This is a genomic window from Kribbella sp. NPDC051586, from assembly GCF_044453965.1.
Lineage (GTDB): Bacteria > Actinomycetota > Actinomycetes > Propionibacteriales > Kribbellaceae > Kribbella.
Map to the genome: position 1 here is coordinate 725,932 of NZ_JBITDF010000001.1, position 23,982 is coordinate 749,913.

At 68.5% G+C, this 23,982-nt stretch carries 24 protein-coding genes; 8 read left to right on the top strand and 16 right to left on the bottom strand.

What is annotated here, in order from left to right; genetic code table 11:
* Window position 1: 1 nt before the first annotated feature.
* Window positions 2–1,630, top strand: a complete 1,629-nt coding sequence (locus tag ACIA58_RS03615) for a GH32 C-terminal domain-containing protein (protein WP_396402022.1) — start codon at window positions 2–4, stop codon at window positions 1,628–1,630.
* Here ACIA58_RS03615 and ACIA58_RS03620 read toward each other — a convergent pair.
* The 5 genes from ACIA58_RS03620 to ACIA58_RS03640 form a co-directional block, all read right to left on the bottom strand.
* Window positions 1,627–2,628 (bottom strand): proline racemase family protein, encoded by a 1,002-nt coding sequence (locus ACIA58_RS03620; RefSeq protein WP_396402023.1) that lies wholly within the window; start codon window positions 2,626–2,628, stop codon window positions 1,627–1,629. The genes ACIA58_RS03615 and ACIA58_RS03620 overlap by 4 nt on opposite strands.
* Window positions 2,625–3,527 carry a dihydrodipicolinate synthase family protein gene (locus tag ACIA58_RS03625; protein WP_396402024.1) on the bottom strand — a complete coding sequence of 301 codons (903 nt, stop codon included), beginning with the start codon at window positions 3,525–3,527 and terminating at the stop codon, window positions 2,625–2,627. Before ACIA58_RS03625 ends, ACIA58_RS03620 begins: the two co-directional genes overlap by 4 nt.
* A complete protein-coding gene (locus ACIA58_RS03630) occupies window positions 3,524–5,329 on the bottom strand; it encodes an FAD-dependent oxidoreductase (RefSeq protein WP_396402025.1) in 1,806 nt (601 codons plus the stop codon). The genes ACIA58_RS03625 and ACIA58_RS03630 overlap by 4 nt, the downstream gene beginning before the upstream one ends.
* A complete protein-coding gene (locus ACIA58_RS03635; RefSeq protein WP_396402026.1) occupies window positions 5,326–6,486 on the bottom strand; it encodes an NAD(P)/FAD-dependent oxidoreductase in 1,161 nt (386 codons plus the stop codon). The genes ACIA58_RS03630 and ACIA58_RS03635 overlap by 4 nt, the downstream gene beginning before the upstream one ends.
* A 110-nt stretch (window positions 6,487–6,596) precedes the next feature.
* Window positions 6,597–7,202: a helix-turn-helix domain-containing protein gene (locus ACIA58_RS03640; RefSeq protein ID WP_396402027.1), complete on the bottom strand. Its 606-nt coding sequence runs from the start codon at window positions 7,200–7,202 to the stop codon at window positions 6,597–6,599.
* Between the two features lie 68 nt (window positions 7,203–7,270).
* Between ACIA58_RS03640 and ACIA58_RS03645 the strand changes: the two genes are divergently transcribed.
* On the top strand, window positions 7,271–8,143 hold the full coding sequence (locus tag ACIA58_RS03645; protein ID WP_396402028.1) for a hypothetical protein: 873 nt from the start codon (window positions 7,271–7,273) through the stop codon (window positions 8,141–8,143).
* Here the strand turns inward: ACIA58_RS03645 and ACIA58_RS03650 are convergent, their stop codons facing one another.
* Window positions 8,144–9,196, bottom strand: a complete 1,053-nt coding sequence (locus ACIA58_RS03650) for an SDR family oxidoreductase (RefSeq protein ID WP_396402029.1) — start codon at window positions 9,194–9,196, stop codon at window positions 8,144–8,146.
* Window positions 9,197–9,267: 71 nt separating this feature from the next.
* On the opposite strand from ACIA58_RS03650, the gene ACIA58_RS03655 reads away from it, so the two are divergent.
* Complete coding sequence (locus ACIA58_RS03655; protein WP_396402030.1) at window positions 9,268–10,161, top strand: LysR family transcriptional regulator; 894 nt, start codon at window positions 9,268–9,270, stop codon at window positions 10,159–10,161.
* Complete coding sequence (locus tag ACIA58_RS03660; RefSeq protein ID WP_396402031.1) at window positions 10,161–11,114, top strand: cation diffusion facilitator family transporter; 954 nt, start codon at window positions 10,161–10,163, stop codon at window positions 11,112–11,114. Before ACIA58_RS03655 ends, ACIA58_RS03660 begins: the two co-directional genes overlap by 1 nt.
* On the opposite strand, the gene ACIA58_RS03665 is transcribed toward ACIA58_RS03660, so the two are convergent.
* Together ACIA58_RS03665 and ACIA58_RS03670 are read right to left on the bottom strand one after the other, a co-directional pair.
* Window positions 11,080–11,268, bottom strand: a complete 189-nt coding sequence (locus tag ACIA58_RS03665) for a DUF3099 domain-containing protein (protein WP_329003994.1) — start codon at window positions 11,266–11,268, stop codon at window positions 11,080–11,082. The two genes, ACIA58_RS03660 and ACIA58_RS03665, sit on opposite strands and share 35 nt — an antisense overlap.
* A gap of 1 nt (window position 11,269) precedes the next feature.
* Window positions 11,270–11,719, bottom strand: coding sequence for a MarR family winged helix-turn-helix transcriptional regulator (locus ACIA58_RS03670; protein WP_396402032.1), 450 nt, complete (start codon window positions 11,717–11,719; stop codon window positions 11,270–11,272).
* 123 nt (window positions 11,720–11,842) lie between these two features.
* Here ACIA58_RS03670 and ACIA58_RS03675 point away from each other — a divergent pair, with 123 nt between their 5' ends.
* Window positions 11,843–13,072, top strand: a complete 1,230-nt coding sequence (locus ACIA58_RS03675; RefSeq protein ID WP_396402033.1) for an MFS transporter — start codon at window positions 11,843–11,845, stop codon at window positions 13,070–13,072.
* Here the strand turns inward: ACIA58_RS03675 and ACIA58_RS03680 are convergent.
* Window positions 12,968–14,068: a dienelactone hydrolase family protein gene (locus ACIA58_RS03680; RefSeq protein ID WP_396402034.1), complete on the bottom strand. Its 1,101-nt coding sequence runs from the start codon at window positions 14,066–14,068 to the stop codon at window positions 12,968–12,970. The two genes, ACIA58_RS03675 and ACIA58_RS03680, sit on opposite strands and share 105 nt — an antisense overlap.
* 12 nt (window positions 14,069–14,080) lie before the next feature.
* Window positions 14,081–15,199, bottom strand: a complete 1,119-nt coding sequence (locus ACIA58_RS03685) for a hypothetical protein (protein ID WP_396402035.1) — start codon at window positions 15,197–15,199, stop codon at window positions 14,081–14,083.
* A gap of 107 nt (window positions 15,200–15,306) precedes the next feature.
* Here ACIA58_RS03685 and ACIA58_RS03690 point away from each other — a divergent pair, with 107 nt between their 5' ends.
* Entirely contained in the window at window positions 15,307–16,014 is a 708-nt protein-coding gene (locus ACIA58_RS03690) for a TetR/AcrR family transcriptional regulator (RefSeq protein WP_396402036.1), read from the top strand.
* Here the strand turns inward: ACIA58_RS03690 and ACIA58_RS03695 are convergent.
* Genes ACIA58_RS03695 through ACIA58_RS03705 form a run of 3 tightly spaced genes read right to left on the bottom strand, consistent with a single transcriptional unit; the run spans window position 16,011 to window position 19,397 of the window.
* Window positions 16,011–17,321, bottom strand: a complete 1,311-nt coding sequence (locus ACIA58_RS03695) for a dihydrolipoamide acetyltransferase family protein (RefSeq protein ID WP_396402037.1) — start codon at window positions 17,319–17,321, stop codon at window positions 16,011–16,013. The genes ACIA58_RS03690 and ACIA58_RS03695 overlap by 4 nt on opposite strands.
* Window positions 17,318–18,304, bottom strand: coding sequence for an alpha-ketoacid dehydrogenase subunit beta (locus tag ACIA58_RS03700; RefSeq protein ID WP_396402038.1), 987 nt, complete (start codon window positions 18,302–18,304; stop codon window positions 17,318–17,320). Before ACIA58_RS03700 ends, ACIA58_RS03695 begins: the two co-directional genes overlap by 4 nt.
* Window positions 18,305–18,308: 4 nt before the next feature.
* On the bottom strand, window positions 18,309–19,397 hold the full coding sequence (locus tag ACIA58_RS03705; RefSeq protein WP_396402039.1) for a thiamine pyrophosphate-dependent dehydrogenase E1 component subunit alpha: 1,089 nt from the start codon (window positions 19,395–19,397) through the stop codon (window positions 18,309–18,311).
* A gap of 118 nt (window positions 19,398–19,515) precedes the next feature.
* Here ACIA58_RS03705 and ACIA58_RS03710 point away from each other — a divergent pair, with 118 nt between their 5' ends.
* Window positions 19,516–20,004, top strand: a complete 489-nt coding sequence (locus ACIA58_RS03710; RefSeq protein ID WP_396402040.1) for an Lrp/AsnC family transcriptional regulator — start codon at window positions 19,516–19,518, stop codon at window positions 20,002–20,004.
* 38 nt (window positions 20,005–20,042) lie between these two features.
* Here ACIA58_RS03710 and ACIA58_RS03715 read toward each other — a convergent pair whose 3' ends face one another.
* The gene (locus tag ACIA58_RS03715) at window positions 20,043–21,008 is read right to left on the bottom strand and encodes a LacI family DNA-binding transcriptional regulator (RefSeq protein WP_396402041.1); all 966 of its coding nucleotides are present in this window, start codon (window positions 21,006–21,008) and stop codon (window positions 20,043–20,045) included.
* Window positions 21,009–21,087: 79 nt separating this feature from the next.
* Here ACIA58_RS03715 and ACIA58_RS03720 point away from each other — a divergent pair, with 79 nt between their 5' ends.
* On the top strand, window positions 21,088–22,404 hold the full coding sequence (locus ACIA58_RS03720) for a Gfo/Idh/MocA family protein (RefSeq protein WP_396402042.1): 1,317 nt from the start codon (window positions 21,088–21,090) through the stop codon (window positions 22,402–22,404).
* Window positions 22,405–22,498: 94 nt separating this feature from the next.
* On the opposite strand, the gene ACIA58_RS03725 is transcribed toward ACIA58_RS03720, so the two are convergent.
* On the bottom strand, window positions 22,499–22,834 hold the full coding sequence (locus ACIA58_RS03725) for a VOC family protein (RefSeq protein WP_396402043.1): 336 nt from the start codon (window positions 22,832–22,834) through the stop codon (window positions 22,499–22,501).
* Window positions 22,835–22,891: 57 nt separating this feature from the next.
* Window positions 22,892–23,896: a magnesium and cobalt transport protein CorA gene (locus ACIA58_RS03730; RefSeq protein ID WP_396402044.1), complete on the bottom strand. Its 1,005-nt coding sequence runs from the start codon at window positions 23,894–23,896 to the stop codon at window positions 22,892–22,894.
* Window positions 23,897–23,982: the final 86 nt, after the last annotated feature.

Below are 23,982 nucleotides of genomic sequence, written 5' to 3' on the forward strand. Positions count from 1 at the left end.
CGTGACTGATTCGTCAGCCGATGTCGTCGTCGGCGACTTCACCGTGCCGTTCGTCATCTCCCGGCCGTACCTGAACTTCCGGATCAGCGGCGGCGACTACGAGTACAAGACCTGCTTGAACGTCGTCGTGAACGGCCAAGTGGTCCGTAGCGAGACAGGCCGGGCGACGGAGCTCCCACATGCGGCGTCCTTCGACCTGACCGACTGGCTCGGCCAGGAGGCGCGCCTGGAGATCGTCGACGAAGCCGACGGCGAGTGGGGCTACGTCCGGATGAGTGACATCGTCCTGAGCTCGTCGCCAACTGTCGTGACGGCGAAACCCCCGCTGTATCGGGAAGCTCTGCGCCCGCAGCTCCACTTCACCGCCCGGCAATGGGCTATGCACCGGCTGAACCCGGTCGAGCGCGAGGAGGGCTGGCTCAACGACCTCAACGGACTGGTCTTCCATGACGGCGAGTACCACCTGTTCGCCCAGCGCTGGAACAAGTGCTGGATCCATGCCGTCAGCAACGATCTGATCCACTGGACCGAGCTTGCCCCGGCGTTCTTCGAGGAGTCTCTCGGCACCGGCGTGCAGTCAGGCAGCTGCGTCATCGACGTCGACAACACCTCCGGCCTCGGCGAATCCGGCGGCGGCCCGCCGATGGTCGCGTTCTGGTCGCGTAACGACAACCGGTCGCAGTGCGTCTCCTACAGCCTGGATCGCGGCCGGACCTGGACGCACTATGCCGGCAACCCGATCGTGGATCTGCCCGAGCGCGACCCGATGGTGTTCCGCGATCACCGGCGTTCGCAGTGGGTGATGGTGCTGTACGGCGACGACCGGTACCAGTTGCTGCGCTCGGACGACCTGCTGCACTGGGAGTCGCTGGACAGCTCGATCTCGGACAGCTTCGAGTGTCCGGACTTCTTCGAGCTCGCAGTGGCCGATACGGACGAGTCGCGATGGGTGCTGGTGCGCGGCGACGGCCGGTACTCGATCGGCAGCTTCGACGGTCGGACTTTCGTCGAGGAGACCTCACAGATGCAGGTCGACGGCGGGCCGCACTTCTACGCAACCCAGAGCTGGGCGGCCGGTCCCGGTCTCCGCCGGGTCCAGGTCGCCTGGATGCGCGGCGGCCGCTACCCGAACATGCCGTTCAACCAACAAGTGAGCCTCCCCTGCGACCTGTCGCTGCACCGCACCGCCGACGGCCTGCGGATGCGTCGCACGCCCGTGCCCGAACTGCAGAGCCTGGAACGGACCCGGAACAGCTGGCCCGCCCGAGTGCTGTCGCCGGGCAGCCCGTGGCAGATCGGCACGGCCTGGCCCTTGCTCCGCATCACCTGCGACGTCACCGTCGCCCCGGACGCCAAGCTGACCCTCGACATCTGCGGCACCCGCATCAACGTGACATCAGACAGCATCGCCATACTCGCGGCCGAGCAGCCCACGATCACCTCGGTCAGCAAGCTCGACATCGTCGTGGACACGACCTCCGTTGAGGTGTTCGCCAATGGCGGAGAGGCCTCGCTGACGGCGTGCGTGCAGCCCGGTCACTACGAGCTGACGCTGACCGCCTCCGGAGCCGACTGCTCGGTCGAGGAGCTCACCGTCGTCGAGCTCGCTTCGATCTGGCCGACGGTCTAGAGGACGAAGCCGGTCGGGAACGGGTCATCCGGGTCCAGCAGGTAGTTGGCGGTGCCGGTGATCCAGGCTCGACCCGTCACGGTCGGGATGACTGCTTGGTACGGGCCGACGGCGGCTTCCTCGATCAGACGGCCCGTGAAGCGGGTGCCGATGAAGGACTCATTGACGAAGTCGGTGTCGAGCGCGAGCTCGCCGCGGGCGTGGAGCTGGGCCATGCGCGCCGACGTCCCTGTGCCGCAAGGCGACCGGTCGAACCAGCCCGGATGGATCGCCATCGCGTTGCGGGAATCCGCGCCGTCCTCACCCGGTGCGGTGAACTGGACGTGCTTGCAGCCGTTGATGCCCGGGTCAAGTGGATGCACCGGACGGTCCGTGGCGTTGATCGCGTCCATGATGTCCAGGCCTGCCTGAAGGATGCGGTCCTTCACGGCCCGGTCGAACGGGATCCCGAGCTGCTCCAGCGGCAGGATCGCGTAGAAGTTCCCGCCGTACGCCAGGTCGTACGTGACCTTCCCCAGCCCGGGCACGTCGACCGAAGCATCCAATGCGTGCGAGTACGACGCGACGTTCCGCAACGTCACGTGCTCCGCCCGACCGTTGCTCACGGCAACGTCGACGACCACGAGCCCGGCCGGCGTGTCCAGCCGGACCTTGGTCACCGGCTCGGTCACCTCGACCATGCCGGACTCGACCAGCACGGTCGCCACACCGATCGTGCCGTGACCGCACATCGGCAGCAGGCCGGAGACCTCGATGTACAGCACGCCCCAGTCCGCGTCGGAGCGGGTCGGCGGCTGCAGGATCGCACCGCTCATGGCGGCGTGACCGCGCGGCTCGTTCATCAGGAACAACCGCAGGTCGTCCAGGTGCTTGATGAAGTACTCGCGCTTCTCGGCCATCGTCGCACCCGGGACGACGCCGACCCCGCCGGTGACGACGCGGGTCGGCATCCCCTCGGTGTGCGAGTCGATCGCGGTGATCGTCCGGACCGACCTCATCGGAGGGATTCCACAGCTTTCTTCATGTCCTGCTCCAGTTGCGCGACGTGCTCGGGGACCAGCGGTCCGCGCGGCGGCCGGCACGGTCCACCGAACCGTCCGACGTAGTCCATGCCGTACTTGATCGCCTGGACGAACTCGGTCCGCGAATCCCACCGGAACGCGGCGACGAGCGGCTCGTACAACGCGCGGGCCTCTTCCAGCTTGCCCTCCAGGGCCAGGTCGTACAACCGGACCGATTCCTTCGGGAACACGTTCGGGAAGCCGGCGAACCAGCCGGTCGCGCCCATCAGCAGCGCCTCGAGCGTGAGGTCGTCGGCGCCCGCGATCACGGCCAGGTCCGGCGCGAGTTCACGGATCTCCAGGATCCGGCGGACGTCACCGGAGAACTCCTTCACCGCGACGACGTTCTCGATGCCGGCGATCTCGGCGAGCAGGTCCGGGGTCAGGTCGACCTTGGTGTCGAGCGGGTTGTTGTAGACCATCACCGGCAGGCCGGCCTTCGCTACCTCGGTGAAGTGGTTGATCACCTCACCGCGATTCGCCCGGTACATCGTCGGCGGCAGGCACAGCACGCCGTCCGCCCCGTCCTCGGCCGCCTTCTCCGCCCAGGCCCGCGCCTGGTGCGAGCCGACCCCGTGCACTCCGACCACGACGACACCGTCATCGCCGACCGCCTCGATCGCTGTCCTCGCGACGGCGCGGCGCTCGTCGTCGGTCAGTGACGAGTACTCACCGAGTGAGCCGTTCGGCCCGACGCCGCGGCAGCCGTTGTCGACCAGCCAGCGGCAGTGCTCGGCGTACTTGTCCAGGTCCGGGCGCAACCCCGCCGGCGCCGACGCGTCCTCGGCGTACGGCAGCGCGGTCGCAACGATCACGCCGTCCAGTTTCTCGCTCATAGCTCCTCCTGCACTTGGGCCAGATCCCGCAGCCTCACTGGTACGGCGATCGGTCGTTTCATGCTTGGCTTTCCTTCGTCGCCCGGCGCGGCCAGCAATGCGGCGACGGTGCGCGAACACACCCGCCCCTGACACATCCCGAGCCCCGCGCGACTGCTGAGCTTCATTGCCCGGCCGTCGTCGAGACCGCGCTCTCCGGCGACGGCGTCGAGCTCTCCCCGCGTGACTTCCTCACACCGGCACACGATCGTGTCCGCGTCGCTCCAGCTCTTCCACCCGTCCCGCACCGGATAAGCCTTCGCCAACGCGACCGCAAACCGCCTACCCCGAACAACAGCACTCGGATCCAGGGGAGGCGATCCCGCCACGTCCAACGAAGACGGATCTTCCGCGACGGCAGGCTCGGCTGCGGCAGTGCTGGACCGTTGCGCAAAGACGTGTTGGGCTGCTGCGGCGCCGGCCAGGGCGCCTTCTGCGGTGGAGAGGGCGGCTCCGCCGATTCCGGTGAGCTCGCCGGCAGCGTAGATGCCGGGCGTGGTCGTCTGCTGGTTGGCGTCGACGGCGACCGCCGGGCCGCCATCGGGACCAGTCGTGAGGTTGCAGCGAGCCGAGATCGCCAGCTCGAGGTTGGCGGTGAAGCCGAAGCCGACACAGACCGCGTCAACCTCCACCCGCTGCTCACTACCGGGGATGGGCCGCCACGTCGAGTCGAGGCGCGCGATGGTCACGGTCTCGACGTGACACGTGCCGTGCGCGGCGATCACGGTCCAACCATGCCGGAGCGGGACGCGGTGCCGAGCGAGCAAGGCGCCGTACCCGAGCGCCTCTTTCAGCTTGCCAGGGGCAACCAATGGATCCGTCGCCCAGCCCTTGCGGACTGTCTTCAGCGAGTTCGCCTCGAGCAACGCAACAACATCCGCACCCACACCGAGCAGCGACTCGGCGACCGGCAGCAGGAACGGCCCAGTACCGGCGACCAACACCCGCTTCCCGACCGCGATGCGTTGTCCCTTGGCCAACGCCTGCGCCGCACCAGCCGTGTACACACCGGGCAGATCCCAACCAGGGAAGGGAAGCACGCGGTCATAAGCACCGGTCGCCAGCACCAGAGCCTTCGCGTCGATCGGGAACGGCTGCCGACCCGCCGCGTCCGCCGGGCCTTGCTGCGCCCACAGCCGAAGGTCCTCGATCGCCCAGACCGAGGTCTCCGGCAGATAGGTGATCCGCGGGTGACTGCCGACGACCTCCCGCTGAGCCGCGAAGGCCTTCCACTCATGCTGAATACGGTCCGGACGACGCGCACCGAACTCCGACGGAAGCTGTCGGTTGTACTGCCCACCGATCGCCCGGCCGTTGTCGACCAGCAGCACCTCAGCTCCGCCATCCGCAGCGGCAAGCGCGGCCGCGACTCCGGCCGGACCGGCGCCCACGACAACAACCTCCGACGCTCTCGCAGGCTGCACCGCCGTCGACACAGGCGTCGAGGTAGCAGGCAGGACAGCCCCGGTCTGGGTAGTGATCGCGTCGCCGGTCGCGATCGTGCGCTGGCACGCTCGCACATCGGCGAGACCGTTGACCGTGACGAGACAGTCCTGACAGGCCCCGATCCCACAGAACGTCCCCCGCGGACGGTTGTGAGCGCGAGTCGTCCGCCACGTATCGCGACCATTCGCAAGCAGTACGGCGGCCACGGTCTGACCGGCATGCGCCGTGACCGGATGCCCGTCGACGCTGACGTCCACCGCAGGCGGCGCACCGACCTCGGCCGGATCGCCGGAGCGTGGACGAAGGTAGGCGCTCATGACGCGATCACCGCCGGGCGGCCGACGCGGAACGGCGACGGATCGAGGTGCGGCGCGAGGCCGAGGAACAGCTCCGTGATCAGTCGGCCGGTCGAGGGCGCGAGCCCGATGCCGGCGCCCTCGTGACCGGTCGCATGCCACAGCCCGAGCACTCGTGGATCCGCACCGATGACCGGCAGATGATCCGGAGCGTACGGACGGAAGCCGCCGTACGCCCGCATCACCGGCACGTCGCCGAGGAACGGGAACAGGCCGACCGCCTTCCGCGCGAGCTCCCGCAGTACCCGCACCCGGATCGCCTCGTCGAACCCGATCCGCTCCCGGCTCGACCCGATCAGCACCGTCCCGGCCCGCGTCGACTCGACCACGGTGGACGTCTGCAACTCGGCGTCGCCACTCCCGACCGCGCCGACGTAGTCCGCGTCATACACCTTGTGGCGCACGCACTCCGGCAGCGGCGCGGTCACGAGGATCATCCCCCGCCGCGGCAGCACCTCGATGGGCGCGCCCGCCGCGGCACCGAAGGCACCAGCCCATGGCCCGCACGCGTTGAGCACTGCACCGCAGGCGATGTCGCCGTCCGAGGTGTCCACTCCCACCACGCGCCCGCGGGACTGCCGCACCCCGAGCGCGGTGACACCCGATCGCACCTCACCACCACGCTCGCGCACGGTCGCCAGCAAGGCGGTCGTCGCCAAGACCGGCTGCACCTGCGCGTCGTCCGGATAGTGCACCCCGATCGTCACCCTGGGCGTGATCAGCGGCTCGAGATCGAACACCTCAGCCGGCGTGATCACCTGTGCGGCAACCCCTGCCTCCTGTTGCTTAGCTGCAAAGGCTGTCAATGGCTCCGGGTCGCCCGTCGCGACCACCACGCCGCCCTTGGCTTCCCACTCGACGTCGGCGACCCGCTCGGGCAGGCGACCGCGCACCACATCCCACTCCGCCCGCGAGGCGACCGCGAGGTCGAGCTCCGGCCCCGGCTCCTTGTCCGAGACCAGCACATTGCCCTCGCCGGACGCCGTTGTCCCGGCAGCCGGCCCGTCGCGATCGATGACCAGCACCCGAACCCCGGCCGCCGACAGCGCCTCGGCGCAGGCCGCCCCGACCATGCCCGCGCCGACCACCACCACGTCGGGTGTCGCGGACCGGTGCATGACGGCTCTCCTCGAAAGACGTTCGCTAAAATGAACGCTATCGAGCGTACGCGGGGTTCCGACGACCGGTCAATGCACTCAACCGGACCTCTCCCGGACTTCTCCCGGAACTATCCCGGCAAATGCGGCCCACCGGCCGCCGTCGGGTACACATCCGGCGGATATTCGAGCAGCAGAACCGACCGCACCGGACCGTCGACGGCCTCGTAGCCGTGCGGCCCGGCAGCCCGGAACGCGAGGTAGTCCCCCGGCCCCAGCTCCTCGCTCTGCCCATGTGTACTGACGCGCAGCCGACCGGCCAGGACGATGTGATGCTCGGTCCCCGGATGTCCGTCGGAGTGCTGGACGGCATCCGGCCGGATCTCCTGGTTGTAGATCTCGAACAGCCCGCCCGGATGCTCGAGCCGCCGCAGCATCCGCAGATCGATCGCCTCACCGGACAGCACGTCGACGTCCGCGGACCGTACGAGGACCAGGTCCGACGCCGGCGACTCGGCCAGCAGAGCCGACACCGGTACACCGAGAGCGTTCGACAAACTGAACACTGTCTCGATGGTGGGGTTGCCCGCACCGGACTCGAGCTGCGAGAGCGTGCCCTTCGCGATCCCGGACCGCCGGGCCAGTTCGGACAGCGAGATGCCCTGCTCGTCCCGCCGCGCCCGCAGGTTCGTCCCGAGCAGCTTTCCCGCACCCATCGCCGTCACAGCCCGGAGCATGCCACATCGAGGCGGTAACTTCGGATCCGTTGCGCGCATCAACCTCACTGAGAGGACTGGTGACCCACATGAAGCTCCTGCGCGCCCTCCCGGCGCTCGCACTCCCGTTCACGCTCCTGACCAGCCCGGCCGAAGCAGCGCCGACCGTGACCGCTTGCACGATGGACCTCGGCTCCATCACCAGCCAGGGCGTCGTCCAGTACCGGACCGTCACAGCGACCCAGCCCGCGACTGTCTCGGCGGTCCAGCGGCAAGTGACCGTCTTCAGCCCGGGACAGGCCCGGTTGAGCACGATCTGGAACTGGAGCAGCAACCTTCCCTCGCTCGAGTCCGGCATCGTCGTCACCAACAGCAACGTCATCGGACAAGCGTCGTACAACTCCAACACCGCCGAGCCCGCCGACCCGTCCTTCACCCAGATCAGCTCCGGCTGGGGCTCGTACTCCGCGATCGGCCTCTCCGTCGACTCGGACCGACGGACGGCGCGCAACCAGTTCTACGGCCTCAGCAACGGGACCATCCACCGCTGGGTCATCAACAGCTTCGGCTGGACGCCGACCGGCCAGACCGGCGGCTTCAGCGCCGTGAAGACGTGGGCGCTGCTCGGACAGTCCACGACGTACGACACGTTCCTCGCCACTACCCGCGGTGGAGCGCTGTACACGATTCGGCTGCCGCTGACCAAGACGATGACCCCAGTGGTCAAGCAGGTGCGCTCGTCGACGTGGGGAGCGTTCGACTACCTCATCGCCCAGCGCTGCGGGCAGGTGAGCACGCTCCTGGTCGGCGTCGACAAAGACACCGGCGCGGCGTACTTGTACGCGATGAGCCACGCGAACGGACCGTCCACGGTCATCCAATCGCTGGGCAAGCTCCCTGGCACGTACACCGACCCGATCTACTTCCTCCGTACGCACGGCACCGATCTGCGCGGCGACTGATCAGGGAATGATCCCCTGCCGCCGCAGCTCGGCGAAGATGGCGTAGAACATCTGCTCGGTCTCGACGTACTCGTGGAATCCGGCGCGCCGGGCCTTCGACGAGTCGGCGAAGAAGTCGTAGTCCCATCCGAAGACGAAGTCCGCGAACGGCCACGACGACACCTCAGCGAAGGACGTCGTGGCCAGTCCGTGAGTGGCCTGCATCTGCTTCCACAGCGGCTCCTTGTCCGCCATCACGTCCTGCAACGACATCTGCAACGGCGGCGCCGCCTCAAGTCCGAACCACGCCGCCAGTCGAGGCCAGAGCTCGCTCCACCGGAACAGGTCGCCGTTCGTGATGTTGAACGCCTGGTTCGCCGCCGCGGGCGAGGTCGCCGCCCAGACCGTTGCCTTCGCCAACAATCCGGCATCGGTCAGCTCGAGCAGCGCGTCGTACGCCCCCGGCTTGCCCGGAAAGCGCAGCGGTACGCCGAGCTCCTTGGAGATCGACGCGTACACAGCGATCGCGACCGCGAGATTCATCGGGTTGCCCAACGCCGCGCCACCGACCACCGACGGCCGCAGCGCCGACCAGGTCCATGCCTTGCCCTGCTGCCGGTCCTCCAGGAACCGCTGCTGGTCGACGTTGAACTCCGGCGGCAGGTGCGGCGGGTCGTCCTCCCGGGCCGGCGTCTTGAACGGTCCGAGATGCGCGCCGTACACCTTGTAGCCCTGCATCAGGCTCACGTGCCGCAGCCCGCGCGCGACCGGCTCGATGGCGTCGACGACGTTCACCAGCATGGCGAGGTTCGGCGCCACCAGCTCGGCCCACGTCGGCCGGTCCTGGTACGCCACGTAGAAGACATGGGTCACGTCAGTCAGCTCCGAGAGCTGGGTCCGCGTGTCGTCCGGATCGAGCAGATCGACGGCGACATGCCGGACACGACCGGGTACGTCGACGCCGCCGCGACGCGACAGGCCGATCACCCGCCAGTCCGGCAGCGAGGACAGATGTTCGACCAGATTCGTCCCGATCACACCTCGGGCACCGACTACCAACGCGACGTTCTCCATGCCGAACAGCCTCGCTGACCTGCGAAGATAAATCCAAGGCATTGTTTTCACCGAAGCCATAAACTCAGCTCATGGCAACGCTCAGGCAGCTCGAGTACCTCGTCACGGTCGTCGACGAAGGCTCCTTCACCAAGGCCGCCGACCTCCTGCACGTCACCCAGCCGGCGCTCTCGCACCAGATCCGCACCCTCGAGCGCTCAGCCGGCGGACCGCTGCTCGAGCGACTCCCCCGCACGGTCCGGCTCACCCCGACCGGCCGCGCCATGCTCCCGCACGCACGGGCAGCCCTCGCCGACGCCGAGCGCGCACGCTGCGCCGCACGCCAGGCGGCAGGGCTCGAGGTCGGCGAACTGCAGATCGCAACTCTGTACTCCGTCACGCTCGGCGTCCTCCCCGGGGCGCTGCGCCGCTGGCGGCAGACCCATCCCGACGTCGGCATCCGGCTCTTCGAGCACCGCCACACCGACGAGCTCGTCGAGGCGATGAACGCCGGCGAGGCCGACCTCGCGGTCGGTCCGGAGCCGAGCAACTGGTCCGGTGTCACCCGCACCCTCGGCACCGAGGAGCTCGTCGTCGTGGTCGCCTCCGACGATCCAGCCGCAACAGGTGACACCGTGAAACTGCAGGAGCTTGCCGACCGCGCTTGGGTTCACTACGCGCCCGGCCACGGGCTGGCCGACGTCCTCGACCGCGCCTGCGCGCTGGCAGGCTTCGAGCCGCGGATCGCCGTACGCACGGAGCAGACCGCCGCCGCACCTGCGCTTGCCGCGGCCGGTCTCGGTCCTGCCCTGGTGCCCGACAACATCCTGGACACCGTCCTGCCGAGGGGCGGCCACGTCCTCCGCCCCGATCCACCGGTCCGGCGCACACTCACGGCGTACACCCGCGGCGAACCCGACCCGCTGGCAGCAGCGTTCATCGACCTTCTGGTTTGGGGTGATCACGCCGCGGGCACGCGGAGGTGATGGCGGAAGAAGAGTCGGACGCGACAGTCCTTGTGGCCGGTACGGCGAACCTGGCGATCGCGATCGCCAAGATCGTCGCCGGACTGTTGTCCGGATCCACCGCGCTGCTGGCCGAGGCGGCCCACTCTGTCGCGGACACACTCAACCAGGTGTTCCTGCTGGCCGCGCTGCACCGCAGCCGCAAGCCGGCCGATGCCCGGCACCCGTTCGGCTACGGGATGGAGCGGTACTTCTGGGCGCTGCTCGCCGCGGTCGGCATCCTCGTCCTCGGAGCCGGCTTCTCGATCACCGAGGGGCTGCGTTCGATCTTCGCGCCCGAGCCGATCGCCGCGCTGGCCGTGATCTATCCGGTGCTGGGTCTCTCGTTCGTGTTCGAGGGGAGCTCCTGGCTCCGTGCGGTGCTTCAGCTCCGGCGGGAGGCACGCGAAGCCGGAGTACCGATCCTCACGCATCTTCGGCGCGCCGAGCCTGCGGTGAAGACCGTGGCCTTCGAGGACACCGCTGCACTGATCGGACTGCTCATCGCGGCTGTCGGCGTGACGTTGGCAGTGGTCACCGGCCAGCACTTCTGGGACGGCGCCGCCTCGATCGCCATCGGCCTGCTGCTGATCGTGGTCGCTTTCACTCTCGGCAGGGACAACAAGACGATGCTCATCGGACGCGCTCTGCCGGCCGACACCCAGCGCGAACTGCGTGAGCTGATCACGAGCGTGCCAGGCATCGAGGCAGTGCTCGACCTGCTGACGCTGCAGTTGGCGCCGGACCAGGTCCTGGTCGTGGCGACCGTCGACCTGGACGACTCCGAGACCACCGGCGCCGCAGTCGAGCAGCTCGCCGAGAAGATCGACGTACAGGTACGGGAGGCATTCCCGATGGTGCGGCACCTCTACCTGGATCCGACTCCCGCCGAGGGGCGGGTCAACGCTGGTCGTGACCCCAGTTCGCCACGATGACGGCGATCGGCGGCAGCACGGCGGCGACAGCGCTCATCCCGATGGCCACCGGGATCGAGAACAGGCGGACGACGAACCACGCCAGCCCGATCAGGGTCAGGCAGCTGCCCATCAGCCAGTAGTAGGCCTTCCGGTTGTCCCACCGGCGAGCCACTTCACACCGCCAGCGACAGTTTCCCGAGGGCGTCGACCAGCGGCGAGAGCTCGGGCAGCTCGGAGGCGTTCTTCAGCGCGGACGTCAGGACGGCGTCGTGGGTCGGCTGAGCCTGGTCCAACAGCTCGCGGCCGGTCTCGGTGACCTCCGTGTAGATGCCACGCCGGTCGGTCGGGCACAGGTACCGCTCCAGCAGTTTGCGGTCCTCCAGCCGGTTCACCAGGCGGGTTGTAGCGGACTGGCTGAGCACCACAGCACTGGACAGCTGATTCATGCGCAGGTGGTAGTCGTCCTGGCGCGCCAGGACGTCCAGCACGCTGTACTCACTCACGGACAGCCCGTGCTGCTTCTGCAGCGCCCGCTCCAGCTCGTCCTCGATCCGGGCATGCAGAGCGGCCAGGGTGCGCCATCCCTGCGCCCGTGCCTCCGCGGCGTCATCCGGTAGTCCCACGACACCTCCACTTGAACTTTACCCTTGCATGCGCAATCATAGCGCTTATGCAATAGTCCGCGTGTGCAACTATCGCGCACGCCGGTAACAGTCATAAGACTACATTCGAGGAGACGTCGAGTCATGCCCGCAGCCCTGCTCGCCCTGGCTATCGGTGCGTTCGGGATCGGCACCACCGAGTTCGTCATCATGGGACTGTTGCCCGAGGTCGCGACCGACTTCGGCGTGAGCATCCCGTCGGCCGGCCTGCTCATCTCCGGCTACGCGCTGGGCGTGGTGGTCGGCGCTCCGCTGCTGACCGCGATCGGCTCCAAGGTCTCCCGCAAAACCGTGCTGATCGCGCTGATGGGCGTCTTCATCGCCGGGAACCTGGTCGCCGCGCTCGCTCCGTCGTACGGCGTCCTGATGGCCGGACGGATCGTTGCGGCGCTGTCCCACGGAGCGTTCTTCGGGGTCGGATCAGTTGTCGCGGCGTCGCTCGTACCGAAGGCGAAGCAGGCGAGTGCGATCGCGCTGATGTTCACCGGGCTCACTGTGGCCAACGTGCTCGGCGTACCGGGCGGGACTGCGCTGGGACAGCACTTCGGTTGGCGGTCGACGTTCTGGGCTGTGACGGGGCTCGGCGTGATCGGACTGCTCGGCATCGTGCTTCTGGTGCCGCGACAGGGGACGGCGCGGGGACCGGGCCTGCGGATCGAGTTGGCTGTGTTCAAGAACGTCCAGGTGTGGTTGGCGCTCGCGATGACCGCACTGGGGTTCGCCGGGGTATTCGCGTCGTTCACCTACATCGCACCGATGATGACTGAAGTCGCCGGCTTCTCCGCCGGCGCGGTGACCTGGTTGCTGGTGCTGTTCGGCGGTGGACTCGTCGTCGGCAACCTGCTGGGCGGCAAGGCAGCAGACCGGTCCCTGATGCCGAGTCTCTACCTGATTCTGGCGCTCCTGGCCGCAGTGCTGGTCGTCTTCGTGTTCACTGCCCACGCCAAACTCCCCTCCGCCGTGACGATCGCCCTCTTCGGCGCTGCAGGCTTCGCCACCGTCGCTCCGCTGCAGAAGCGCGTCATGGACAAGGCAAAAGGCGCTCCGGCGCTGGCGTCCGCGGCCAACATCGCCGCCTTCAACCTGGGCAATGCAGCCGGTGCCTACCTCGGCGGACTGACCATCCAACACGGCCTCGGCTACACCGCCCCAAACTGGGTCGGCGTCGCCCTCGCAGTGTCCGGTCTGCTGGTCGCCCTCGCCTCCGGCCTACTGGACCGCAAGGACGTCGCGCAGCCAGGTGTAGGCGGCAGCCTGCATCGGCCGGTCGAACTTGTGGGGCCCGTCGAAGAACTGACCGACGTACGACGCTGAGGACCCGGCGGCCGCGTAGTGCGCCGAGATCCGCTGATGTGCCGCCTCCTCCCCGTCCAGCGGGAACAACTCGTCCTGCCGGTTGTACTGCACCAGGAGCTGCGCCGGAGCCTGACAGGCGGCGACGTCGGACCAGTCGATCTGCGGAGGAAACATCCGGGGCATCAGCATCCACGTGTGGGACACGACGTTCTGGTCGAGCAACGAGTTGTAGGTGCCCATCATCCCGATGACGACGGCAGCAGTCAGGTCACTGCTGCTCGCCCGCAGCAACGCGGACCGGCAACCGCCGCCGGACAGTCCGATGCTCGCGGTCCGGTCGGTGGTGTCGTCCCGGCCGCGCAGGTAGTCGAGGGCGACCCGGTCCTCGCGGGCGACGACGGCGGCAAACGTCGTACCGAGCAGGGTGCAGTACTTCTCGACCAGGTGCTCGTGACGGCCGGCGGCGGCGTTGTACGCGGCGGGATCTCCGTCCACCGCATCCTCTCGGACCTGCGGCGGCATCTCCGCCAACGGGAAGCGGCGACTGCCCCAGGAGAAGGCATCCGGCACGAGTACGACATACCCCTGCGCCGCCAGGTCGTTCGCGAAAGCGCGGCCCTCGTAGAGCTGGTCCCGCAGCGCCCGCACTTCAGCCGCCGGCTGCTCGTCGGTGTCGGCGATCTTCTCCCGGCCGTAGTACTTGAAGCCGTCGTGGCCGTGCAGAGCGAGTACGCCGGGCAGCGGTCCGGCGGCGTCGGCCGGTTTCAGCACGCGCGCACGAGTCCGCGGGCCGAAGCCGACCGAGTACGAGATTTCCTCGCCCTCCAGCCCGTCAGCCGTCCAGCGCCGCTCGACCCGAACGTCCCTCGGGCCGTCATCGTCACCGGCGGTCGACACCACCCGCCGCACGACCTCACGGACCTGATCCGGGGCCGGCCGTGTGGATTCCCGCACCGCCGGCGCGATCGCGTGCTCGATCCAGTCGCCGTAGACACCCAAGTGTGTGGAGCTCATCCCCGCAGCCTGTCACGCCCCCTGACGCCGATAGAACGCGCTGACCGCATGGAAAGACTTCTTCGGGAACCAGTGGTACGGCGAGGCCGGGTCCGCGTCGTGCGTGCGCAGGACCTTGCAGAGGCTGAAGGCGGCCATGTCCTCGTCATGGGGGCGGTCGTGCGGGCGGTGCGGGGCGTCGGGTGAGATGAAGGTGTACGGCGACGCGCCGAGCACGCCCTCGCCGGTGAAGACGTCCAGCATGTTGGCCAAGTGGTCGGCCTGCTCCTGCTCGTTGCGGACGTACTGCGGTGGGATGACCGGGACGTCGCCGCTGTAGTCGACGATGTCCCATCCCATCCCACCCAGCTCGGCCGCGCCGGTGAACGTGCAGCAGCCGAACTCCAGGATCAGGATCGGCTTCCCCCACCGCCGGAACGGCGCCAGCTCCTTCGCGTGGTCGGCGCGGTCCTCGTGGTACGAGTAGTAGTCGAGCCCGACGATGTCGAAGATCGACCAGTTCACCTGTTCGAGATCCGACGCGGCGCCGTACGTGATCCGGCCGTGAAAGTTGCTGCGGGCAACATTCACCATCTGCGCGGTGAACGCGCGGAACTTCCGCTGCAGCTCGGCCAGGTCGTACTCGCCGTTGGTCAGGTACTCGACCCGCTCGGCGAAGTTCGCGCCCGGCACGATCCCCGGCGTGAACAGCATGAATTCGCACCCCACGACGAGGATCACCTCCCGGTCGTACCGTCGCCGCAGCCGCTCGGCCTCGACCGCGACCTTGCCCAGCTTCTCGAGCTCCGCCGCCTGCGGCTCGTCGAACGACCGCGGTTGGATCGACACGATCAGCCCCTCCTCGAGCGCCGCGGTCGCGGTGTCGACCAGCCGGCGTACGTCGCTGCCGTAGATGCTGACCCAGTTCGCGTGCAGCCGGTGCCGGATGGCGTGGATCTCGCCGCGCATCGTGCTGTTCCGCCAGCGCGCCCGGCTGTCCTCGTCGGCGGGTCCGCCTCCCGTGTCGTACGCGACGCCTCTGAGGGCGAGCCTGGGACTCGCGGCGGCAGCGGTCGTGCTGATGCCCGCGGTGGCGATCAGCCCGAGGGCGGCGGCACGGCGGAGGAACTGGGCCCGGTTGATTGCGCTCATGGCTTCGAGTCTTCGCCGGTACGTCGCGCCGATCGTCGTACCGAGGTCGTCCGCTGCCCGACTTTGGTCGCGTGAAACAGTGTGTTTGTGTATGACACACTGTTTTAGTGCGAGAAGCGGACAAGCGGACGGCGCTGGGATCGGTGTGGCTGCGGGACGAGCCGGAGCCGACCCGGGCGCGGCTGAGCCGGGAGGACATCGTCAGGACCGCGATCCGGGTCCTGGACCGGGAGGGCCTGGATAAGTTCTCGATGCGGATGATGGCCGCCGAGCTTGATGCGGCCGCGACGTCGGCGCTGTACTGGCGGATCGCGACCAAGGACGACCTGCTCGAGCTCGTGGTCGATGAGATCTTCGCGGACGCGCTCGTACCCCCGCCCGACCATGGTGATTGGCGGGACCAGGTCACCGTCGTCATCGAGGCGGCGTACCACGCCCTGTGGGAGCATCCGTGGACCGCGCGCCTGCTCGCGTCGCACGCCGGCCTCGGGCCGAACTACTACGCGCTCACCGAGCGGGTGCAAACCATCCTGGACACGGCCGGCTTCAAGGGGACGCACCTGGACTCCGCGGTGTCGGCGATCTTCCATTACCTGATCGGATCAGCGGTCACCGACTCGGCCTGGCTCTCCGTCGTACGCCGCAGCGGGATGAACGACTCGCGCTGGGCCGCCGAGTCGGCGAGCCGGATGGGTGTCGACGCCACGCATCTGGCCGCCTACCTCAACCCCGAGAGCGTCGCCGGTCCGGAGGCACGCTTCACCTCCGGCCTGCGAGTCATCCTGGTCGGCCTCCGCCCACGCCAGCTGTCCTAGAGATCGGCGAAGACCGAGGCCGGGTTCTCGAAGGCGTCGGCGATGAAGCGGAGGAACGCGGCTGCGGTGCCGCCGTCGCAGACGCGGTGGTCGAAGACGAGCGACAGCTGGGTGAGCTTGCGAACCGCGAGCTCACCGTCCACCACCCACGGACGGTCGATGATCCGGCCGACGCCGAGGATCGCCACCTGTGGATGGTTGATGATCGCCGCGCTGCCGTCGACACCGAAGCTGCCGTAATTGTTGAGCGTGAACGTCCCCGACGCCAGCTCCTGCTGGGTCAGCCGGCCGTCCCGGGCCGATCCGGTCAGCCGGCGGATCTCGGCGTCGAGTCCGCGGGTGGTCATGGTGTGCGCGTTGGCGACCGCCGGTACGACGAGACCACGATCGGTCTGCGCCGCGAGGCCCAGGTTCACGCCGTCGTACTGGACGAGCTCCTCGCGCTCGGTGTCGACGTACCCGTTGAGCTCGGGGTACTTGAGCAGGCCGGCGACCACGAAGCGTGCCATCAGCGCGAGCAGGCCCGGTCCCGGGTCTGTTGCCGAGCGCAATGATTCGCGGAGCTCGATGAGCGCGGTGGCGTCTACGTCGACCCAGGTAGTGGCCTCGGGGATCTCGGCGCGGCTCCGGGTCAGCGTCGCGACGACCGCCTTCCGGAAGCCGCTCATCGGCGTACGCCGCAGCTCCGGCAACCCGGTCCGCGAGGCGACCTGCGCCGCAGCCGGCTGAACCGCTGCCGGCACTTGCTCGGTCTGTGCGGTGCTCGGTTCCATCTGCGTTCGACGTGCGATCGCCAGCTCCACGTCGCGGCGGACGACCAGGCCGTCGGGACCTGTGCCGTCCAGCGTGCGTAGGTCCACCTCGGCATCACGCGCCAGGCGCCGCACCAGCGGCGAGACCACCAGCGGCACCCGCCGCGGTGCCTTTTCCGGAGCGTTCTTCGGCTCGACTCTTCCGGAGGCCACCGCGCGCGGCCTGCGACGGCGCCCGGCCCCGGAGATCTCGGTGGTCCCGTAGCCGACCAGGACGTTCCCCGACCCGGCGCGCTCCTCCTCGCGATACGTCTCCCCCGCGGGATCGGCGACCGTGATGAGCGGCTTGCCGACCGGGATCGTCGTACCTGGCTCGGCGTGAAGCTCCTCGATGACACCGGCGTACGGCGAGGGCAGCTCGACGATCGACTTCGCCGTCTCGACCTCCGCGACCGGGGTGTCGACGGCGACCACGTCACCCACCTTCACCAGCCAGCGAACGACCTCGGCCTCGGTCAGCCCCTCACCGAGGTCCGGGAGAAGGAACGTGTTCACGAGTCCTCCCACTGCAGGTCGTCGACCGCGTCGAGGATCCGGTCGACGCTCGGCAGCTGGTACTTCTCCAGCTTCGGTGGCGGGAACGGGATGTCGAACGCGGTCACCCGCCGCACCGGTGCCGCCAGCGAGTGGAAGCACTTCTCGGTGACCCGGGCAACGATCTCCGACGACACACTCGCGAACCCGCTCGCCTCGGCGACCACGACGGCCCGCCCGGTGCGCCGTACCGCTGCGCACACCGTCTCGTCGTCGAACGGAACCACCGACCGCAGATCCACCACCGTCAGCTGCCGCCCTTCGGCCGCGGCAACCTCGGCCGCCTCCAGCGCGACCGGCAGCGCGGGGCCGTAGGCGATCAACGTCGCGTCCGCGCCCTCCCGTCGTACGACGGCCGTGCCGATGCCGGGCTGGTCCTCGGTGAGGTCGACCTCTTCCTTGGCCCAGTAGAGCTTCTTCGGCTCCATGAACACAACGGGATCGGGGAACTCAATTGCCTTACGCAACAACCCGTACGCGTCCGCGACGGTTGCCGGTGTCACCACGGTCAGCCCGGGCGTGTGCGCGAAGTAGCTCTCGGACGAGTCGCTGTGGTGCTCGACGCCGCCGATGCCACCGCCGTACGGGATCCGGATGACCATCGGCAACTGGACGCGTCCACGGGTCCGGTTGCGCATCTTGGCGACATGCGAGACGACCTGCTCGAACGCCGGGTACCCGAACGCGTCGAACTGCATCTCGACGACGGGACGCATCCCGTTCATCGCCATTCCGACCGCCATGCCGACGATGCCGGCCTCGGCCAATGGGGTGTCGTAGCAACGATTCTCGCCGAACTCCGCGGTCAGTCCGTCGGTGATCCGGAAGACGCCGCCGAGTGCGCCGACATCCTCGCCGAACATGACGACCGTGTCGTCCGCGTGCATCGCGTCCCGCAGTGCCTGGTTGAGCGCCTGGGCCATCGAGATCTTCGTGTGGGTCATGGCGTCAGGCCTCCTCTCGCGCCAGCTCGTCGCGCAGGAACGCCGCCTGCTCGCGCAACTGCTGGGTCTCCTCGGCGTACAGGTACGAGAACAGGTCCGCCGGATCCACCTCGGGCTCCGGCATCAGGCCGTCGCGCAACTGCCCTGCGACCTTGACCGCGGCCGCCTCAGCCCGCTGGCGGGTGGAATCGTCCAGCCAGTCCTGCTGCTCGAGGTACGTCGTCAGTCGCTGGATGGGGTCGCGGTCGAGCCAGGGGGCGACCTCGTCGTCCTGCCGGTAGCGGGTCGCGTCGTCGGCATTGGTGTGTGCCTGCACGCGGTACGTGTGCGCCTCGATCAGCTGCGGGCCTTCACCTGCGCGGGCCTTGTCCACGGCCTGCCCCAGTACGGCGAGCAGGCCGGCGAGGTCGTTGCCGTCGGCCCGTTCACCCGGTACGCCGTACCCGATCCCCTTGTGCGCAAGGGACGGCGCGGCGCTCTGACGGGCGAGCGGGACGGAGATCGCGTATTCGTTGTTCTGGACGAAGAACACGACCGGCGCATGGAACACCGCCGCGAAGTTCAGTGCCTCGTGGAAGTCGCCCTCGCTCGTCCCACCGTCGCCGACGAGCGCCATCACCACCGTGTCCTCGCCCTTCAGCCGAGCCGCGTGCGCGACACCGACGGCGTGCGGCAGCTGGGTCGCGAGCGGGGTCGACTGCGGCGCGACCTTGTGCTCGTACGGGTCGTAGCCCGAGTGCCAGTCGCCGCGGAGCAGCGTCAGCGTCTCGATCGGGTCGACGCCGCGGCTCGCGATCGACACCGAGTCGCGGTACGTCGGGAACAGCCAGTCGCCCTCTTTGAGGACCATCGTCGCTGCGACCTGACAGGCCTCCTGCCCGTGCGAGGACGGGTAGACCGCAAGCCGGCCCTGGCGGACGAGCGCACTCGCCTGGTCGTTGAAGCGACGACCCCGGATCAACTCTGTGTAGCCGTCGAGGAGGGCTTCCTTGGTGGGCAGCCCGTAGGACGGGTGTTCGTGCGGTACGCCGTGCTGATCGATCAGACAGACGGGTTCCGCGGAGGGGAGCAAATGCTCCTCGACGGTAGTCATGGACCCTCCAGCGCAGGAGACGGACGGTAGCCACATCGTCCTGCCTTCTGGCCAAGTGGATCTATAGCTGGAAGAATTGAGAGACGTTTGGCCCAGCCTGCCGCGAGGAGGTCGCACAATGTCCGACGAGGTGATGGTCCACCGGGCCGGTCCTGGACAGATTGTCGTCGCCCCCGCGCTGGACGAGATCGACCGGGAGATCATCGAGGCGCTCGGCCGGGACGGCCGGCTCTCGATCCGGGCTCTCGCGGACGAGGTACACATCTCGCGGGCCAACGCCTATGCCCGGGTCGAACGGCTGACGAACACCGGCGTCATCACCGGCTTCACGGTGACGGTCGACCCGCTGCGACTCGGGCTGGCGACCTCGGCGTACGTGACGCTGAGTCTCCGCCAGAGCTCGTGGCGAACCCTCCGGAAACAACTGCAGGCGATCCCCGAGATCAAACACATGGCGCTAGTAGGCGGCGACTTCGACGCCATCCTGCTGGTCCGAGCCGCCGACAACGAAGGCCTCCGCCGCCTGGTCCTAGAAAAACTCCAAGCCATCCCCGAGGTGTTAGCCACCCGCACAGCCCTGATCTTCGAAGACGTAGGAACGCTGTAGAGCAGGCCCCGCGCGCCGGGTCCGTCCCGAAGCAGGGTTCAGCAGCCGCAGGACCTGCGGAGGATCAGGTCCGTGGGGAAGGTGAGGGCCTCGATGGCCGGCTCGCCTTCGATCAGGCGGTGGACTGCTTGTTGGGCAAGGTCTTCTAGGGGTTGGCGGACGACGGTCAGTGGGGGCCAGGTGTATTCGGTTTCGGGGGTGCCGTCGAAGGCGACCACAGCTATGTCTTCGGGGACGCGGACCCCCGACTCGTGGAGGGCGCGTAGGACGCCGATGGCTTGTAGGTCTGAGCTGGCGAAGATGGCTGTGGGGCGAGGGGTTGCCTCGAGCAGGCGGCGGGCGGCTGTGTAACCGCCCTCCCGGGAGAACGACGCCCTGGCGATCGGACCGAGAGGCAAACCGGCTGCCGAGAGGGCGTCTTGCCAGCCCAGCTCGCGCTCTGGATGGCCGCCGCCGCCGATGATCAGGCCGACGACGCGGTGGCCGTGCTGCACCAGGTGCTCGACGCCGCGCCGGGCGCCCTCGCGGTACGCCGGACGGACGGAGCTCACGGTCGGCAGCACCCGGTTGATCGCGATCACCGGGATCTGCGCGTCGTCGAGCGACGGGTCCTCGGTCGGCGCGACCAGCAGCAGCCCGCTGACCCGGCGCGTGAGCAGCTCCGCGATCTTGGCGCGTTCGGTCGCGGGATCGCCATCCGTGCTCGTCTGCAGTACGACGTACCCGCGCGACCCCGCCGCCTTGTCGATCGCCTTCGCGAGCTCGGCGAACAACGGGTTCCCGCCGTCCGGCGTGATCAGCCCGAAGGTCCGCGTCGTACCCATCCGCAGCGCCCGCGCGGTCGCGTTCGGGCGGTAGCCGAGCGCGCGGATCGCCTCCAGCACCCGCTCGCGCGTCTCCGGCGCGACCTTCCGCGGACCCTCGTTCACGACGTAGCTGACCACCGCCGTGCTGACCCCGGCGTACTCCGCCACGTCGTTCCGCGTGACCGGTTCCTTCGGCATGCAGCGATGGTACGACGGTTGACCGCCGCGGAAAGCGGTTGCTAGCGTGTGTCGTCTACACGAGTAGAAGGAGACCGTCGTGGCCAGACGCTATGCCGTCGCCGGAACCGGATCGCGGGCGCAGTCGTACATCCGCGCGATGTTCCAGGCGCATCCCGAGGAAGCCGAGCTCGTCGCCCTGCTCGACCCGAACCCGGGCCGGCTCGCATTCCACCAGCGGCTCGTCACGAAGCTCGGCGGCCCGGAGCTCCCGCAGTACGGCGCCGACGACCTGGAGCGGATGGTCAAGGAGCAGTCGGTCGACCGCGTGGTCGTGACGAGCCCCGACTACACGCACGCCGCCGTCGTGTCGCGGCTGCTGCGGGCCGGCGCGGACGTGATCGTGGAGAAGCCGCTGACGATCAACGCGGACGGGACGCGGCAGATCGTCGACGCGATGAACGAGTCGGGCAAGTCCGTCGTCGTCACGTTCAACTACCGGTACTCGCCGCGCAACAGCGCGCTCCGCCAGGTGATCGCGGACGGCGAGATCGGGAAGGTGACCAGCGTCGAGTTCCAGTGGGTGCTCGACACGCGGCACGGCGCGGACTACTTCCGCCGCTGGCACCGCGAGAAGCTGAACTCCGGTGGTCTGCTGGTCCACAAGGCGTCACACCACTTCGACCTGGTGAACTGGTGGATCGCCTCCTCGCCGACGCGGGTGTTCGCGTCCGGCGGACTGTTCTTCTACGGCGACGAGAACGCGACCGCTCGAGGCCTCGGGCAACGACCGGAGCGCGGCACGATCGATGGTTCGGCCAACGATCCGTGGTTGCTCGACCTCCGCAACGACGACACGAACCGTCAGCTGTACTACGAGAGCGAGCAGTACGACGGGTACCGCCGCGATCAAGACGTGTTCGGTCCCGGGATCACGATCGAGGACAACATGTCCGTGATCGCGGAGTACGCGAACGGCGCGCGGCTGAGCTACTCGCTCAACGCCCACTCGCCGTGGGAGGGCTACAAGGTGTCGGTCAACGGCACTGAGGGCCGCGCCGAGCTGGAAGTGGTCGAGCGCGCCGCGGTCGTCGACGATCAGATCGACCCGAGCTACCCGTCCGACCGCGTGATCGCCGGCGACGTTCGTACCAACGGTGAGCGACTGATCCTGCAGAAGCACTGGGCCACCGCCGTCGAGGTGGAGATCCCTCGCGGCGAAGGCGGTCACGGCGGTGGCGACCGCCTCCTCTACACCGACCTCTTCGTGGGCCCGACCAACGACCCGCTCGCCCGCGCCGCCGACGTCAACGACGGCGTCCGGGCCGTTGCCGTCGGCATCGCTGCGAACCAGTCCCTTGCGAGCGGTCAGCCCGTGACGATCACCGACCTGAACCTAGGCGGCTGGTCGGCCTAGCCCCGTCTCCCGAGGGATCTGCTGGACCGCCGCGTCGAGCGAACTCGTCTCGTGCGGCTGCTCCAGCAGATCCGTCGGCCGGAGCCAATCATGTCTACCAATTTGCGGGCTGACCGGGGCGGTGCGTGCCGAAGGTCCACTCGTACCCTTCGGGGTCCGCGACGCGGCAGCGGTAGTTGCCCCACTCCGACAGTTCGGGGATCCAGACCGACTCGGCGCCGGCCGCGATCGCGGTCGCGTACAACGCATCGACCTCGTCCTGCGAGTCGAACGCGACGTACATCCCGTGGCCGACGGTGTCGCCCTTGCGGGCCGGCCGGTCGTACTGCGCTTCGTCGGTGAAGAGCGTGAACGCCTTCCCCAGCCAGCGCAGGGCGCCTGGCGCGTCGCGGTAGCCGAAGTACGCAGGGAACGTTGCCGTGTTCGTCATGCCTCCAGCATTTCGGAGGTAGCGGACAGGGGCCGTCCGCTACCTCCGAAGATGACTTCAGGCAGCTTGCCGCCGGGCTGTTCGCTGGCGGCGGAACCAGATCGCCAGCGCGATGCAGGGCACCACAAGCCCGCCGATGCCCAGCACCAGGAAGTCCCACTCGGCGTTGATGTGGTCGATCAGCCAGCCGAAGTTCTGTCCGAAGAACCCGGTCAGGAAAGTCAGCGGCAGGAAGACCGTGGCCAGCTTGGTGAGCTGCTCCATGGACGCGTTCTGCCGGACGCTGACCTTGGTCTGCTCGACGCCGATCACCGCCATGTTCGCCTCGAGGACGGTGGCGAGCAGGTCGCGCTGGGCGGCGACTTCCTCGTTCACCAGGACGAGGTGGTCGCGCACGTCGCGGAAGTACGGCAGGAGCGGGGTGTCGCGGGCGCCGCGTTCGATCGTGGCGAGTACGGCGAGCAGCGGGTGGACCGCGCGGTAGAAGTCGGTCACCTCGCGACGGAGGAAGTAGATCTGCTCGGTCGGCGCCACCGAGCCGGCGAACACGGTCTGCTCGACCCGCTCGATGTCGCGCTCGAGCTCGGCGACGACCGGTCCATAGCTGTCGACGACTTGGTCGAGGATTGCCCAAAGCACCGAGCTCGTGCCGCACTCCAGCAGCTCGGGGCGTTGCTCGAGCCGGATCCGGGCGCCGTGCAGGTCGCTGGCCACGCCCTGACGGACAGTGATCACGAACGACGGCCCGACGAAGACGCTCACCTCGCCGAAGTCCACCTCCTTGCGCTCGTCGTCGTACCGCGCGGTGCGGAGGATGACCAGCTCCACGTCACCGGCGTACGGCTCGACCTTGGGCCGGAGATGGAAGGTCTGCGCGTCCTCGACGGCCAGCTCGTGCAGGCCGAAGCTCTGCCTGGCCTGGGCGAGTTCCTCGATGGTGGGCTCGAACATGCCCAGCCAGACGAACCCGCCCTGCTGGCAATGGGCGGCGGCATCCTCGACCGACATCGCCTCGACGTGCTGGCGGCGTCCGTCCCGGTAGTAAGCGCAGTCGATGATCATGGTGACCTCCTCCCCCGATCGTCGTACTCGGCGCCGAGAGGAAATAGGGTTGGCCGGGAACGCGGTGGTGAACATCGATGACGTAT